Raw genomic sequence first — 15,943 nt, 5'->3', positions numbered from 1 at the left:
ATGGTTGAATTATTAGTTACTCCTAAGTCAATAACTCATATGGAAACACTAATAGAAAAAGGTGCAGATGCATTTGTTATTGGTGAACAAAAATTTGGTTTAAGACTTCCAGGAGAATTTAATCGTGAAATGATGAAAGAAGCTGTTGAAATAGCACATAGAAACAATAAAAAAGTTTATGCTGCGGTCAATGGTTTGTTTCATAATTATCATTTAGATGCTTTAGAAGATTACATACATTTTTTACATCAAATTCAAGTGGATCGAATTATTTTCGGTGATCCAGCAGTAATAATGTTTGTTAAAAAACAATCAAATCCTATCCCTTTACATTGGGATGCTGGAGCATTAGTAACAAATTATTTCCAATGTAATTATTGGGGGAAAAAGGGTGCATCAAGAGCTGTTTTAGCTAAAGAGCTTAGCTTAGAAGAGATGATTAATATTAAAAAGAATGCTAATGTTGAAATCGAAGTCCAAGTACATGGAATGACATGCATGTTTCAATCGAAACGAATGTTGTTAGGTAATTACTATACATTCCAAGACAGACAAATGAAGATTGAGCGCAATAATGCACAACAAGATTTACTTTTATATGATGAAGAACGCGATAACAAATATCCAGTTTTTGAAGATTATAATGGAACGCATATTATGTCTCCGAATGATATTTGTTTAATCGAGGAATTAGAACCATTTTTTGAAGCGGGAATTGACGCATTCAAAATCGATGGCGTTCTACAATCAGAAGACTATATCAATGTAGTAACAGAGCAATATAGAGAAGCAATTGACTTATATAATGAAGACCCTGGAGCATATGATGATGAAAAATTCATGTTAATCGATCCTATAGAGGAAATTCAACCTGAACATCGTCCATTCGATGAAGGTTTCTTATATAAACAAACGGTTTACTAAGGGAGGCTTATCATTAATAATGAAAACTCTAGAAGAAGTTCACTCAAGTTCGAAACCAAAAATGAAAAAGCCAGAATTACTTGCTCCAGCAGGAAATTTAGAGAAACTTAAAATAGCTGTACATTATGGTGCTGATGCAGTATTTTTAGGTGGTCAAGAGTATGGTTTACGTTCAAATGCAGATAATTTTACTATGGATGAAATTGCTGAAGGCGTAGAATTTGCAAATCGTTATGGTGCTAAAATCTACGTTACAACAAATATTATTGCACATGATGAAAATATGGATGGATTAGAGGAATATCTACGTCAGTTAGATAAAACAGGCGCAACTGGAATTATTGTAGCTGATCCATTAATCATAGAAACATGCAAAGAGGTCGCACCAAGACTTGAAATTCATTTATCTACTCAGCAATCTCTTTCAAATTATAAAGCTGTTGAATTTTGGAAAGAAGAAGGTTTAGACCGTGTTGTGTTAGCACGTGAGACAGGCGCTATGGAAATGAAAGAAATGAAGGAAAAAGTTGATATTGAAATTGAAGCTTTTATTCATGGTGCAATGTGTATAGCATATTCAGGACGTTGTACATTAAGTAATCATATGACAGCTCGTGATTCAAACCGTGGAGGCTGTTGTCAAAGTTGCCGTTGGGACTATGATTTACTTCAAGTAGATAATGATGGAGAACTTGATTTATTTTATGAAGATGGAGATGTTACACCGTTTGCAATGAGTCCAAAAGATTTAAAATTAATTGAATCTATACCACAAATGATGGAATTAGGAATCGACTCTTTAAAAATTGAGGGTAGGATGAAATCTATTCATTATATTGCAACTGTCGTATCAGTTTATCGAAAAGTCATAGACGCTTATGCTATGGATCCTGAGAATTTTAAGATTAAACCTGAATGGCTCAAAGAACTGGATAAATGCGCAAATCGTGATACAGCGCCAGCTTTCTTCCAAGGGACACCTGGATATGAAGAGCAAATGTTTGGAGAAGAACAATCTAAGAAATCAGCTTACGATTTTTGCGGACTAGTACTCGACTATGATGAACAAACGCAACTTGCTACCATACAACAGCGAAACCATTTCAAACCAGGACAAGAAATTGAATTCTTTGGTCCTGAAATTGATAGTTTCAGGCAAATTGTTGATGCTATTTATGATGAGGAAGGTAATAGTTTAGATGCCGCACGTCATCCACTGCAAATTGTTCAAATTAAAGTCGACAAACCTATTTATGCTAATAACATGATGAGAAAGGAAATCGGCTAATGAATCAAACGACAATTATTGGTATTGCTGGTGGCTCTGGTTCAGGTAAAACCACTGTTACTAATGAAATTATGAAGAATCTTGAAGGCCACAGTGTTGCACTTTTAGCTCAAGATTACTATTATAAAGACCAGTCTCATTTAACTTTTGAAGAAAGACTTGAGACAAATTATGATCATCCATTCGCATTCGATAATGATTTACTTATACAAAATCTTAAAGATTTAAGAAATGGTGTGGCCATCGAAGTTCCTACTTATGATTATTCGAAACATACTCGTAGTGATGAAACGATTGCATTTGAACCAAAAGATGTTATTATCGTAGAAGGTATCTTTGCTTTAGAAAATAAAACTTTACGAGATATGATGGATGTAAAAATTTATGTTGATACAGATGCAGATTTAAGAATTTTACGTAGACTTACACGTGATACTCAAGAACGTGGACGTTCTATGGAGTCTGTAATTAATCAATATTTAAATGTAGTCAGACCAATGCATGAACAATTTATTGAACCAACAAAAAAACATGCAGATATTATCATACCTGAAGGTGGCAGTAATAAGGTCGCAATTGATATTATGACTACGAAGATTCAATCACTCGTTAGCAAAAAATAGTAACTTATAGTAAAGGAAGATGACATTATGGAAAACCAAAAACAATACCCAATGACTCAAGAAGGTTATGAACAACTTGAGCAAGAATTAGAAGAATTAAAAACGGTTAAAAGACCAGAAGTTGTTGAAAAAATTAAAGTAGCTCGTTCTTTTGGTGACTTATCAGAGAACTCTGAGTACGATGCAGCAAAAGATGAACAAGGATTCATCGAACAAGATATTCAACGTATTGAACATATGATTAGAAATGCGCTTATCATTGAAGATAATGGTGATAATAACGTTGTTCAAATTGGTAAAACAGTCACTTTTGTTGAATTACCAGGTGATGAAGAAGAAAGTTATCAAATAGTAGGTTCTGCTGAAGCTGACGCGTTCAAAGGAAAAATTTCAAATGAATCTCCTATGGCAAATGCTTTAATAGGTAAAGGATTAAATGACGAAGTTCGTGTTCCTCTTCCTAACGGCGGAGAAATGAACGTTAAAATCGTTGATATCAAATAATTAAATATTTTATTTTAAAATTGCTACCACTATTGAATTCTAGTATTAAGTCCGAGTCATATTTTATGACTTGGGCTTTTTTATATTATTATTATAGAAATTTTAGCTTTAAAGAAACATTACACCATTAAATGTAGTTCTTAATAGATGAGTAGGATAAAATCCTTTTGTTATTCATCATTTTTATCATGACAAAAAATAATATGTATGATTAAATAAATATTAGCGATTTTTTGAAATAGAAATGCTATATTTTTTGAAAGACCTTAATTTCTTAATATCAAATTATTAGTAATTATCACTAACAATTTGAATTAATTATTAAACAAACATTTTATTGCAATGATACAATTAAATAGTTACAGCAAATAAATCCTTAAAAATTTAAAGGGGAGGGATTTTAAAGTTGGAAACTCAAATTATAAATGAACAAACTGTGATGATTTATTTTGATAATGAAATTAGTGAAAGCACTTACCAACTCGTTCAATCAACAGTACAATACATAAAGAAACAGAATCATTCAGAGATAACAGAAATCATTCCATCTTATAGAGCAATTCTAATATACTTCGATAATAAGAGGATAGAAGGAAATGAATTGTTAGAAAATTTAGAACTTAACCGCTTACAAAACGAGTCAGATGCTAGAACTCGAAATAAGCGTATTATTCAAATTCCTGTTTTATATGGTGAGGAATATGGACCTGACTTGGCTGAAGTTGCAGAACATAATCATTTAACTAAAGAAGAAGTCAAACAGATTCACACTCGTCAGCCATACCTTATTTATATGTTAGGCTTTATGCCAGGATTTCCTTATTTAGGGGGGCTTGACGAACGTTTACATACACCAAGACGTTCTGAGCCAAGACTTAAGATTGAGGCTGGTTCTGTTGGAATAGCCAATAATCAAACGGGATTATATCCAATGGACTCTCCAGGAGGGTGGCAAATTATTGGTCGTACACCTCTTAAGGTTTTTGATCTCAATCGAACTCCGATGACAATGTATGAAGCTGGAGATTATATTCAGTTTTATGAGATTGATCAACATGAATATAACAATATATCTGAGGAAATTGAAAATGGAAAATTTGATATAGATAAGTGGGTGACAAATAAAGATGAGTATTAAAATTTTACAACCTGGCTTATTTTCAACAATCCAAGACGAAGGACGTATAGGTTATCAAGATTTAGGATTTTCCGGAGCTGGTGCTTTAGACTTTTATAGTTTTAAAATGGCTCAAAAATTAATTGGTAATGATGGACCTGCGATTGAATACACTGTTATTGGCCCTAAAGTACAGTTTCTTAAAGAAAATACTTTTGCATTTATTGGTGGAACATCCAATGCAAAATTAAACGGTAATTCCATTGATTCACAAGTAGTATATAAAGTACAGACTAACGATGTATTAGAAATCGGTCAGGTTACTGAAGGTGCGAGAGGATATCTTGTGTTTGGTCATCCGTTAAAAATAGAAAGGATTGCAGAGAGTTATTCTACTCATACTAGAAGTGGACTTGGTGGTTTTGAAGGACGAGCGCTTAAAAAGCATGACATTATACCTACTCAAAGTAATGCATCTTATAATGAGAATTTAGGTAAAGCAACCGACTATAAACCATTAGTAGAGGATAATACTATTCATGTTATTAAAGGTCCTCAATTTAGTTCATTTTCAGAGGAAGCAGTAGATACATTTATCAATTCTGAATTTAAGGTTTCAGATCAGTCAGATCGTATGGGTTACAGATTAGTTGGTCCATCCGTTTCACCTTTGAAAACGGCTGACATTATTTCTGAACCTGTAGCTTTAGGAAGCATCCAAGTTCCTAATGACGGAAACCCAATTATTCTATTAAATGATAAACAAACTGTAGGTGGTTATACTAAAATTGCTACAGTTACTCAATTAGATTTAAAAAAATTAGCGCAACTTAAACCAGGAGAAACTATTCGATTTGAATGGATATCTACAGAAGAAGCGTTTAAACAATTAATAGAATTTGAAAATGATTTTGATCAAAAACTAAAAAACGTGTCAGAACAACCATTATTTAATTTAAGTAATGTAAGAAACACTTCTAAGAAATTAGCATCACTAATTAAGGAGGACAAATAATAATGAATCTTGAAAGAATAGAAGAAATTATAAATTTAGTAAAATCAAATGATGTAAAAAAGTTTAAATATAAAGACTTTGAGAATGAAATTGAACTTGATTTCACAGAGGGTAATTCATCACAAGGTTTATCTCAAACTGCAAATGTACAATCAAATGAAATGACACAAACTAATAATGAAACTCAAGATACTAACAACCAAACGCAAGATTCTAGTGATGACAAAGAAATTAAATCTTCTATGGTTGGTACGTTTTTCTTACAAGATAGTAAAGAATTAACGGATCCCCAAATTAAAGTTGGTGATCAAGTTAAAGAAGGAGATATCATTGGTTACATAGAAGCAATGAAGGTAATGAACGAGATCACTAGTGACGTAAGTGGTGAGGTTACTGAAATTGTTGTAGAACATGGTACTAATGTTGAATATGATCAAGTATTAGTCAAAGTGAAGTAAGGGGGAATAGACTTATGTATCGTTGTTTGATTGCAAACAGAGGGGAAATAGCAGTAAGGATTATTCGTGCATGTAGAGAGATGAAAATCGAAACAGTAGCCATCTATGCCAAAGGCGACGAAGATAGTCTGCATGTAAGTTTAGCTGATCAAGCGATTTGTATTGGAGAAGCTAATCCTTTAGATAGCTATTTAAATATAGAACGTATTATCTCAGCAGCAGAAATTACCGGAGCAAATGCGATACACCCTGGTTACGGTTTCTTATCTGAATCAACTACTTTTGCTGAAGCTGTTGAAGAAAATGATATCCACTTCATTGGCCCTAATAAAAAGACAATGGAAATGATGGGGGATAAAATTACAGCTCGTCAGACCGTTCATGCTGCAAATGTTCCAGTAATCCCTGGATCTGACGGCGAGGTTGAATCTGTTGATGAAATTAAAAAACTCGCGGAAGAAATAGGATACCCCCTTGTTCTTAAAGCTGCAAGTGGCGGTGGAGGTAAGGGTATCCGTATCGTTAAAGAACCTGAACAATTAGAAAAATCATTAAAAGAAGCTAAAAGTGAAGGTCAAAAATATTTTAATGATGATCGTGTATACGTTGAAGCTTTTATTCCCGTTGCAAAGCATGTAGAGGTTCAAGTCATCGGTGATGGTAAAAATAACTATGTTCATTTAGGTGAACGTGATTGTTCAGTGCAACGAAAAAATCAAAAACTTATTGAAGAATCACCTTGTGCTGCATTAACAGATGAAAGACGAGAACGGATTTGTAATGATGCTGTTAAAGTAGCAAAGGCATCTAATTATAGAAGTGCTGGTACAATTGAATTTTTAGTAACAGAGGATGCTCACTACTTTATTGAGATGAATGCACGTATCCAAGTCGAACATACAGTTACTGAAATGCGAGCAGATAGAGATCTTTTACAAGCACAATTATATTTATTACAATATGGTGAATTACCGTTCCAACAAGAAGATATAGTATTTAACGGACATGTAATTGAAGCACGTATTAATGCTGAAAATCCAGAAAAGAAATTCCAGCCCACTCCTGGTAAAGTGAAGAAATTACATTTACCACAAGGATTTAATATTCGAGTAGATTCTTTATTATATTCCGGTTATCAAGTATCACCATATTATGACTCACTTGTAGCAAAAGTGATTGTAAAAGACTCAAATAGACAAACAGCTATCAATAAATTGAAAGTAGCATTAGATGAAATGGTTATTGAAGGTTTCACTACAACAGCAGATTTCTTATACGCAGTATTAAGTTATCCGTTATATGCAGATGGTGATGCAAGCGAAGTTGATATTAAATTCTTAGAGAAGCATCAAATCATTAAAGGGGTGGATTTATAATGCAAATCGATTTGAATTGTGATTTAGGTGAAGCATTTGGAAATTATTCATTTGGTGGCGACAAAGATATTATTCCATTAATTACTTCGGCAAACATTGCTTGTGGTTTTCACGCCGGTGATGAAAATGTAATGAATGAGACAATACAACTTGCTAAAGAAAATAATGTAGGCATAGGAGCACATCCAGGTTTACCTGATTTACAAGGTTTCGGCAGACGCAAAATGGATATTAAACCTAAAGAAATCTACAATTTAGTTGTCTACCAATTAGGTGCTTTGAATGGTTTTTGTAAAATTCATGGAGCTCGTATAAATCATGTTAAACCTCATGGTGCTTTATATAACATGGGCGCTAAAAATAAAGAAATTGCTCAAGCTATTGCACAAGCGGTTTATGATTTCGATAAATCCGTAGTGCTAGTTGGACTATCTAATACATTGTTAATTTCAGAAGCTGAAGCGCTTGGTTTACGTACTGCTTCAGAAGTTTTTGCAGATCGTCGTTATGAAGATGATGGTCAGCTTGTAAGTCGTCAAGAATCAGATGCGACAATTACAAATACGGATGAAGCATTACAACAAGTGTTAAAAATGGTTACTGAGAATAAAGTTGTTAGTAAAAATGGTAAAGAAATTGATTTACAAGCCGATACAATATGTGTCCATGGTGATGGTGCTCATGCACTTGATTTTGTAACTCAAATTAGAAAAAAATTAACGAAAGAAGGCATTGATATTCAATCCTTATAGGGGGTACCAGAGATGGGAGAAAATTTTAAACAAAGCAACAATCAAGAAACAAAACAAAGTGGGAAAGACTTTAAATTTACAAAAGGTCATAGACGTTTATTATATGGTTCAGTATTTTTGATGGCTACTTCTGCCATTGGTCCGGCATTTCTAACTCAAACGGCTGTTTTTACAGCACAATTTTATGCTAGTTTTGCATTCGCTATTTTAATATCAATATTAATTGATATTGGTGCTCAAATTAATATTTGGCGTGTTTTAGTAGTTACTGGATTGCGTGGTCAAGAAGTTTCAAATAAAGTTGTACCTGGATTAGGCACAGTGATATCAATATTAATAGCATTTGGGGGACTTGCATTTAATATAGGTAATATTGCAGGTGCAGGTCTTGGACTCAATGCAATGTTTGGTTTAGATGTTAAATGGGGTGCAGCTATAACTGCAATATTCTCTATCTTAATCTTTGTAAGTAAAAGTGGCCAAAAAATAATGGATGTAGTATCTATGATTCTAGGGGTAGTAATGATTTTGGTCGTTGCATATGTGATGGTAGTTTCTAATCCTCCATACGGTGATGCATTAGTACACATGGTTGCACCTGAACATCCAATCAAACTTATTTTACCTATAATTACTTTAGTCGGAGGCACTGTAGGTGGTTATATAACTTTTGCAGGAGCACACCGATTATTAGACTCTGGCATGAAAGGTAAAGAGTTTTTACCTTTCGTTAACAGATCTGCGATTGCAGGTATTTTAACAACAGGAGTTATGAGAACTTTACTTTTCTTAGCAGTTTTAGGTGTGGTTGTTACTGGAGTTACGTTAAGTGCAGAAAATCCACCTGCTTCAGTGTTTGAACACGCTATTGGTCCAATAGGAAAAAATATATTTGGTGTAGTTATTTTTGCAGCAGCGATGTCATCTGTTATCGGTTCAGCATATACAAGTGCAACCTTCTTGAAGACATTACATAAGTCTTTATTTAATAAAAATAATTTAATAGTCATTATGTTTATAGTTATCTCAACATTAATTTTCTTATTCATTGGTAAACCTGTAAGTTTACTTATAATTGCGGGAGCAATCAATGGTTGGATTTTACCAATTACACTAGGGGCTATCTTAATAGCTAGTCGTAAAAAATCTATTGTTGGAGATTATAAACATCCTACTTGGATGCTTGTTTTCGGAATCATAGCAGTTATAGTTACGATTATCACTGGTATTTTCTCTCTACAAGATTTAGCAAGCTTATGGAAAGGTTAATTATTTTTTATTACTTCACGTCGTTAAGATGTGAAGTATTTTTTTATTAAAAAGTCTTAAAAATTTAATTATTTAACTCTCTTTTGATAATTAACTTATCCTATCGTGATGAATTTTAAAATGTGATAAAATACGTAGTGCTAGGACTTTTTAAAAGAGGTGTAAATAGAAATGATAGGCATAATTGGAGCTATGGAAGAAGAAGTAGGTATACTCAAAGATAAAATTGTCGACTTAAGTGAAATTAGTGTGGCACACGTAAAATTCTATACTGGTATACTTAATAATAAAGACATTGTTTTAACTCAAAGTGGAATAGGTAAAGTGAATGCTACTATATCAACGACTTTATTAATTGAAAAATTCAATCCAGATATAGTAATTAATACAGGTTCTGCTGGCGCTCTTGATGAGAGTTTAAAAGTGGGTGACGTATTAGTTAGTAATGAAGTCATTTATCATGATGCAGATGCAACAGCATTTGGTTATGCTTATGGTCAAATCCCACAAATGCCAGAGCGTTATGAGTCTAGTGAAAAATTATTAGAAAAAACAATTGATATATTAAAACAGCAACAGCTAAATGGTAAAGTTGGCATGATTACTAGTGGCGATAGTTTTATTGGTAGTGCTCAACAACGAAATAAAATTAAATCACAATTTCCAGATGCAATGGCAGTAGAAATGGAAGCGACAGCTATTGCACAAACATGTTTCCAATTTAACGTTCCATTTATTGTGACGAGAGCAGTTTCAGATTTAGCTAATGGAGAAGCAGATATTTCATTTGAAGAATTTTTAGGTCAAGCTGCGATTTCTTCGAGTGAGACAGTTGAATTGTTAGTTAAATCATTATAAAAGTAAAGGTGAATTTATAAAATGGGTATTATTAAAAATTTATTTATGCCAAATGCATACGTACAATCTGTATTCGATATAGATATAGAAAAATTAGCGAGTATGGGAGTTAAAGGAATCATTACAGACCTAGATAACACCCTTGTTGGTTGGGACGTTAAAGAGCCTACCGAGAGAATTAAAGAGTGGTTCTCTAAAGCGCGTGAGCTTGGTATTACAATTACAATTGTGTCGAACAATAATGAAGAACGTGTATCTAGTTTTTCTAAAGATTTAGAAGTAGATTTTATATTCAAAGCACGTAAACCAATGGGTAAAGCTTTTAAAAAAGCTATTAAACAAATGAATATACAAGCTAAAGAAACTGTTGTTATTGGAGATCAAATGCTTACAGATGTTTTCGGTGGTAATCGCAATGGACTATATACTATTATGGTCGTTCCAGTTAAAAGAACTGATGGCTTTGTGACTAAATTTAATCGTCTAATTGAAAGACGCTTATTAAATCATTTTAGAAAAAAAGGTTATATCAAATGGGAGGAATAGTGTTTGAGTGAATTACTAAAATGTATTGGTTGTGGCGCTCCACTACAATCAGAAGATAAAAATGCTCCAGGCTATGTACCTGAACATAATATGTTCCGTGAAGATGTTATATGTCAAAGATGTTTTAGATTAAAAAATTATAATGAAGTTCAAGATGTTGGGATGGACAGTGAGGATTTCTTAAATTTATTAACTGGTCTTTCTAATAAATCTGGTATTGTAGTTAATGTTGTGGATGTTTTTGACTTTGAGGGTTCATTTATTAATGCAATTAAGCGTATTGTAGGTAATAAAAAAATCATTTTAGCTGCAAACAAACTTGATCTACTACCTAAACAAATCAATCAGCGTCGTGTAAAAGAGTGGTTAAAGAAAACTGCTAGAAAATACGGCTTAGAAGCCGATGATGTTGTACTTATTTCAGCTGATAAAGGTTGGGGCATTGAAGAGTTGATGCAGTCAATTAATCAAGTGAGAAATAATGAGGACGTTTATGTCGTAGGTACGACTAATGTAGGGAAATCTACTTTAATTAATAAATTAATTGAAATTAGTGTTGGTGAAAAAGATGTAGTAACTACTTCAAGATTTCCAGGTACTACTTTGGACATGATTGATATTCCGCTTGATGAAACTACGTTTATGTATGATACACCTGGTATTATACAAGAGCATCAAATGACAAACTATGTCTCTGATAAAGAATTAAAAACCATTATGCCTAAAAAGGAAATAAAACAACGCGTATATCAACTAAATGAAGAACAGACATTATTTTTTGGTGGTTTAGCTAGAATTGATTATGTATCTGGAGGTAAAAGATCATTAGTATGTTTCTTCTCCAATGATTTAAATATCCATAGAACAAAAACTGAAAAAGCTAATGAATTATGGAAAAATCAATTGGGTTCACTTTTAACACCACCACATGACGCAAGTCAATTTGATTTAAATGACGTAAAAGCTGTTAGATTAGAAACTGGTAAAGCTAAACGTGATGTTATGATATCAGGCTTAGGATTTATCACAATTGACGAAGGTGCAAAAGTGATCGTGCGTGTACCCAAAAATGTAGACGTCATTTTAAGAAATTCTATTTTATAAAAGGGAGTGGTTGAGAATGAAATTTGCAGTAATTGGCCACCCGATTTCTCATTCTTTATCACCTATAATGCATAGTGCTAACTTTTCAAATTTAAGTTTAAATTACACCTATGAACCACTAGACATTCCTAATGACGAATTCCACTTACTTAGAGACATCATTACTGAAAAGAAACTTAGTGGATTTAACGTCACTATCCCTCATAAAGAGTGGATAATACCTTATCTAGACGAGGTAGATGAGCAATCTAAAACAGTAGGTGCGGTAAATACTGTTTTAATTAGAGATGGTAAGTGGATAGGCTATAATACAGATGGTATAGGTTATGTAACTGGCTTAAAACAAATTTATGATGATTTAAAGAATGCTTATATACTCATTTTAGGTGCTGGTGGTGCAAGTAAAGGGATTGCTAACGAATTAACTAAATTTGTTGAACCCAAATTAACAATTGCTAATCGTACAATGTCAAGATTTGAAGATTGGAATTTAGATATTAATGCTATTTCTCTAAATGACGCTGAGAAGTATTTGGATGAATTTGATATCGTTATTAATACAACACCTGCTGGAATGGATAAAAATAATGATAGTGTGATAAATCTAAGAAATTTATCTCCTCATACGTTAGTAAGTGATATAGTGTACATTCCTTATAAGACTCCAATCTTATTAGAAGCTGAAAGTAAAGGTAACCCCATTTATAATGGTTTAGATATGTTTGTGTATCAAGGTGCTGAAAGCTTTAAAATTTGGACAGGAGAACAACCTAATATTCAAATCATGAAAAATACTGTATTAGATAAATTAAAAGGAGATTTATAATGTTAACTGGAAAACAAAAGAGATACTTACGTAGTTTAGCTCATAATACTGATCCAACTTTCCAAATAGGTAAAGGTGGAATTAACGAAAATATGATTTCTCAAATTGATGAAACGATAGAGAAAAGAGAACTCATTAAAATACATGTATTACAAAATAATTTTGATGATAAAAATGAATTAGCTAATGAACTTAGTCAAGCAACTAAAAGTGAATTAGTACAAGTAATCGGGTCAATGATTGTACTTTATAAAGAATCTCAAGAAAATAAAGACATCGTTTTACCCTAATGTCTAAAAAGATTGTATTATACGGCGGTCAATTTAACCCGATTCATACCGCTCATATGGTGGTAGCTAGCGAGGTGTTCCATGAATTACAACCTGATGAATTTTATTTCTTACCTAGTTACATGGCTCCGTTGAAAGAACATCAAGATTTCCTAGATGCTTCTTATCGTATGAAGATGATTGAATTTGTCATAGAGGAATTAGGTTTTGGAAAAATTTGTACTAGTGAATTAGATAGAAAAGGACAAAGCTATACTTATGACACGTTGTCTGAAATAAAGCGTAACAATCCTAAAGATGAATTTTATTTTGTAATAGGAACTGATCAATATGAGCAACTTGATAAGTGGTTTAAAATTGACGAATTAAAAAAGTTGATCACCTTCGTTATAGTTAATCGTGAGTCAGATTATCAAAGTGTCGAAACTGGTATGATATCGGTTAAAATACCTCGTATTGATATTAGTTCAACAATGATTCGAGACCGTGTTAAAAATCATAAATCTATACAAGCACTCGTCCCTAATAAAGTGGAGGACTATATTGAGGAGGAAGGACTTTATGGAAATTAGTGAAGCTAAAAAGCTAGTGAAAGAAAAATTGCCCGAGAAACGTTATAATCACTCGCTTAGAGTTGCTGAGACAGCTGTAAAATTAGCAGAAATATATGATGGAGATAAAGATAAAGCAGAATTAGCTGGTGTTTTACATGACTATTGTAAGTATGATGATTTAAGTTCAATGTACCAAATTGTTAGACAATGTGAATTAGAGAGTGACTTACTTAGTTATGGAAGTGAAATCTTACATGGACCTGTTTGCGCTGCAATCATGGAACATGATTATCACATTGAAGATGAAGAGGTTTTACTAGCTATAAAATATCATACAACTGGGCGTCAGCAAATGACTAAAACAGAAAAGCTTATTTTTATTGCTGATTATATTGAACCTGGTAGAAAAACCCCAGGAGTTGAAGAAATTAGAGATATGGCATACAATCAAGGTAGCTTAGATAAAACAATTTATGAAATTTCTAAGCGAACAGTTTTATTTTTAATCGGTAAAGACATTACGGTATATGGCGCTACGATTGCATGCTTGAATTATTATAATTATAGTGACGAAAGAATAAAGGATGATTAAATGAGTTCAGAAGAATTATTAAATATTGCTGTCGAAGCGACAGAAAACAAAAAAGCAGAAGATGTAATTTCTCTTAATATGCAAGGTATCAGCGATATGACTGATTACTTTGTTGTGTGTCATGGTAACAATGAGCGACAAGTACAATCCATTGCAAGAGCTGTTAAAGAAGCTGTTCATGAGCAAGGTATTGATGTTAAACGTATGGAAGGTTATAACGACGCAAGATGGGTATTAATTGATTTAGCTAATGTTGTGGTTCATATTTTCCATAAGGATGAGCGAAATTATTATAATATCGAGAAATTATATCAAGATGCTCCATATGAGTCATATGGTCAGGTTGCTTATTAAAATATGAGTCAATACGAAGATTTGAGTTTGGTCTATGACCAGCTTACTCAAGATCAACCATATGATGCTTGGTTCAATATAGTTCAAACCTTTTCAAAGAGAGAATCTAATGACATTCTAGATTTAGGTTGCGGTACAGGAAATTTAACACATATGTTGGTTCCATTAGGCAATGTTATCGGAATGGATTTAAGTGTTGATATGTTAACTATCGCTAATCAAAAATCTAATGAAGTTAGATGGTTAGAAGGAGATATGACAAGTTTTAAGTTGAACCAAAAATTCAATATCATTACAATATTTTGTGATTCACTGAATTATTTATCTTCAAGTAAAGAAGTTAAAGAAACCTTTAATAAAGTTTACCAGCATTTAACCGATGATGGAGTATTTCTATTTGATGTGCATACTGTACATAAGATGAATACTTTATTTAATAATCAAAGTTATATTGATGAAACAGAAAATGTCTTCTTAGGTTGGGAAGCAATTCAAGGAAATGAACCATTAAGTGTTTATCATGAAATGACTTTTTTCATTCATAATAATAATGGAAGTTATCGACGCTTTGATGAATCCCATTATCAACGCACATATGAAGAAGATGTTTATAAAAGGTTACTCAATGAGGCTGGTTTTAAAGAAATTAAAACTTTCACCGATTTTGATTTTAATCAAAAAGAAGAAGATGCTGATCGATTATTTTTCGTTGTAAAAAAATAGATTATGAAATAAATAGAAGTAAAATCACTCGTTCATACGTTATTAAGTGTGAAGGGGTGATTTTTTTGTTTAACATAGGTAATAAGTATATTGAATTTATTATTAAATGGAAAATTTATTTAATTATAGGTCTAGTAGTTTTAGCAATGATAGTTTTAAGTCTATTTAATCATTATGAAGACAATAGCAAAGAGGACGAATTTAACAAAGAGATTAATAGCAAGCAGGTTAATTCTAAGAGATATAGTTCAACTAACAAAGATAATAATGAAAAAGAAAGACAATCTCAAAGAGGAAAAAACAATGAAAAAATTTTTATAGATATTAAAGGCGCAGTAGAACATCCAAATGTTTATCAGATGACAAACACTGAAAGAGTCATAGATGCAATTAATAAAGCTAAACCTTATAAGGATGCAGACTTATCACAAGTAAACTTATCTGAAAGGTTAATAGATCAAAAGCTAATTTATGTTCCTAAAAAGGGAGAACACAGTCAATATAATACGGTGAATAATATTTCAAATAATAATATCAATCAAAATGAGGGAAATAAACAAATTAATTTGAATAATGCCACTGAAACGGATTTAAAAAGCATTCCAGGCGTTGGGCCTTCTAAAGCAAGAGAAATAATTAATTATAGAGAGCAAAATGGAGGGTTCAAGAATATAGAAGATTTGAAAAAAATTAAAGGATTTGGCGAAAAAACATTTGAGAAACTTAAAGAACATCTTGTTGTTTAACTGGTCAATGATTGCATTTATAAT

General features: G+C 32.4%; 20 protein-coding genes. All 20 read left to right on the top strand.

What is annotated here, in order from left to right; translation table 11 throughout:
- Positions 1–924: a peptidase U32 family protein gene (locus tag HMPREF2706_RS04085; protein WP_049427518.1), complete on the top strand. Its 924-nt coding sequence runs from the start codon at positions 1–3 to the stop codon at positions 922–924.
- A gap of 19 nt (positions 925–943) precedes the next feature.
- Positions 944–2,212, top strand: a complete 1,269-nt coding sequence (locus HMPREF2706_RS04080; protein WP_049427520.1) for a peptidase U32 family protein — start codon at positions 944–946, stop codon at positions 2,210–2,212.
- Positions 2,212–2,835: a uridine kinase gene (gene udk, locus HMPREF2706_RS04075; protein ID WP_002436118.1), complete on the top strand. Its 624-nt coding sequence runs from the start codon at positions 2,212–2,214 to the stop codon at positions 2,833–2,835. The genes HMPREF2706_RS04080 and udk overlap by 1 nt, the downstream gene beginning before the upstream one ends.
- Before the next feature lie 27 nt (positions 2,836–2,862).
- The gene (gene greA, locus HMPREF2706_RS04070) at positions 2,863–3,339 is read left to right on the top strand and encodes a transcription elongation factor GreA (protein WP_002435980.1); all 477 of its coding nucleotides are present in this window, start codon (positions 2,863–2,865) and stop codon (positions 3,337–3,339) included.
- Between the two features lie 406 nt (positions 3,340–3,745).
- Positions 3,746–4,477 (top strand): 5-oxoprolinase subunit PxpB, encoded by a 732-nt coding sequence (gene pxpB, locus HMPREF2706_RS04065; RefSeq protein WP_002470041.1) that lies wholly within the window; start codon positions 3,746–3,748, stop codon positions 4,475–4,477.
- Positions 4,467–5,471, top strand: coding sequence for a 5-oxoprolinase subunit C family protein (locus HMPREF2706_RS04060; RefSeq protein WP_037549312.1), 1,005 nt, complete (start codon positions 4,467–4,469; stop codon positions 5,469–5,471). The genes pxpB and HMPREF2706_RS04060 overlap by 11 nt, the downstream gene beginning before the upstream one ends.
- Before the next feature lie 2 nt (positions 5,472–5,473).
- Positions 5,474–5,929: an acetyl-CoA carboxylase biotin carboxyl carrier protein gene (locus HMPREF2706_RS04055; RefSeq protein ID WP_002453375.1), complete on the top strand. Its 456-nt coding sequence runs from the start codon at positions 5,474–5,476 to the stop codon at positions 5,927–5,929.
- A 14-nt stretch (positions 5,930–5,943) separates the two neighbouring features.
- The gene (locus HMPREF2706_RS04050) at positions 5,944–7,305 is read left to right on the top strand and encodes an acetyl-CoA carboxylase biotin carboxylase subunit (protein ID WP_002436565.1); all 1,362 of its coding nucleotides are present in this window, start codon (positions 5,944–5,946) and stop codon (positions 7,303–7,305) included.
- Positions 7,305–8,057, top strand: coding sequence for a 5-oxoprolinase subunit PxpA (gene pxpA, locus HMPREF2706_RS04045; protein ID WP_049427524.1), 753 nt, complete (start codon positions 7,305–7,307; stop codon positions 8,055–8,057). Before HMPREF2706_RS04050 ends, pxpA begins: the two co-directional genes overlap by 1 nt.
- Before the next feature lie 12 nt (positions 8,058–8,069).
- Positions 8,070–9,326: an NRAMP family divalent metal transporter gene (locus HMPREF2706_RS04040; RefSeq protein WP_023350169.1), complete on the top strand. Its 1,257-nt coding sequence runs from the start codon at positions 8,070–8,072 to the stop codon at positions 9,324–9,326.
- A gap of 171 nt (positions 9,327–9,497) precedes the next feature.
- A complete protein-coding gene (gene mtnN / locus HMPREF2706_RS04035) occupies positions 9,498–10,184 on the top strand; it encodes a 5'-methylthioadenosine/S-adenosylhomocysteine nucleosidase (protein WP_049427527.1) in 687 nt (228 codons plus the stop codon).
- A gap of 21 nt (positions 10,185–10,205) precedes the next feature.
- Entirely contained in the window at positions 10,206–10,730 is a 525-nt protein-coding gene (locus tag HMPREF2706_RS04030; protein WP_049427529.1) for a YqeG family HAD IIIA-type phosphatase, read from the top strand.
- 3 nt (positions 10,731–10,733) lie between these two features.
- Positions 10,734–11,834 (top strand): ribosome biogenesis GTPase YqeH, encoded by a 1,101-nt coding sequence (gene yqeH / locus HMPREF2706_RS04025; protein ID WP_049427531.1) that lies wholly within the window; start codon positions 10,734–10,736, stop codon positions 11,832–11,834.
- 16 nt (positions 11,835–11,850) lie between these two features.
- On the top strand, positions 11,851–12,660 hold the full coding sequence (gene aroE, locus HMPREF2706_RS04020; protein WP_070862204.1) for a shikimate dehydrogenase: 810 nt from the start codon (positions 11,851–11,853) through the stop codon (positions 12,658–12,660).
- On the top strand, positions 12,660–12,950 hold the full coding sequence (yhbY, locus tag HMPREF2706_RS04015) for a ribosome assembly RNA-binding protein YhbY (protein WP_049427536.1): 291 nt from the start codon (positions 12,660–12,662) through the stop codon (positions 12,948–12,950). Before aroE ends, yhbY begins: the two co-directional genes overlap by 1 nt.
- Positions 12,950–13,522 carry a nicotinate-nucleotide adenylyltransferase gene (locus HMPREF2706_RS04010; RefSeq protein ID WP_002453369.1) on the top strand — a complete coding sequence of 191 codons (573 nt, stop codon included), beginning with the start codon at positions 12,950–12,952 and terminating at the stop codon, positions 13,520–13,522. The genes yhbY and HMPREF2706_RS04010 overlap by 1 nt, the downstream gene beginning before the upstream one ends.
- Entirely contained in the window at positions 13,512–14,096 is a 585-nt protein-coding gene (gene yqeK / locus HMPREF2706_RS04005; protein ID WP_002436723.1) for a bis(5'-nucleosyl)-tetraphosphatase (symmetrical) YqeK, read from the top strand. Before HMPREF2706_RS04010 ends, yqeK begins: the two co-directional genes overlap by 11 nt.
- On the top strand, positions 14,097–14,450 hold the full coding sequence (gene rsfS / locus HMPREF2706_RS04000) for a ribosome silencing factor (protein WP_002436550.1): 354 nt from the start codon (positions 14,097–14,099) through the stop codon (positions 14,448–14,450). It begins immediately after the preceding gene.
- Positions 14,451–14,453: 3 nt separating this feature from the next.
- Positions 14,454–15,173 carry a class I SAM-dependent DNA methyltransferase gene (locus HMPREF2706_RS03995; RefSeq protein ID WP_070597841.1) on the top strand — a complete coding sequence of 240 codons (720 nt, stop codon included), beginning with the start codon at positions 14,454–14,456 and terminating at the stop codon, positions 15,171–15,173.
- 65 nt (positions 15,174–15,238) lie between these two features.
- Positions 15,239–15,919 carry a helix-hairpin-helix domain-containing protein gene (locus tag HMPREF2706_RS03990; RefSeq protein WP_070862203.1) on the top strand — a complete coding sequence of 227 codons (681 nt, stop codon included), beginning with the start codon at positions 15,239–15,241 and terminating at the stop codon, positions 15,917–15,919.
- The last annotated feature ends 24 nt before the right edge of the window (positions 15,920–15,943 follow it).

The organism is Staphylococcus sp. HMSC067F07, assembly GCF_001837405.1.
Classification (GTDB): domain Bacteria; phylum Bacillota; class Bacilli; order Staphylococcales; family Staphylococcaceae; genus Staphylococcus; species Staphylococcus capitis.
This window is presented reverse-complemented; position numbering and strand designations above follow the sequence as displayed.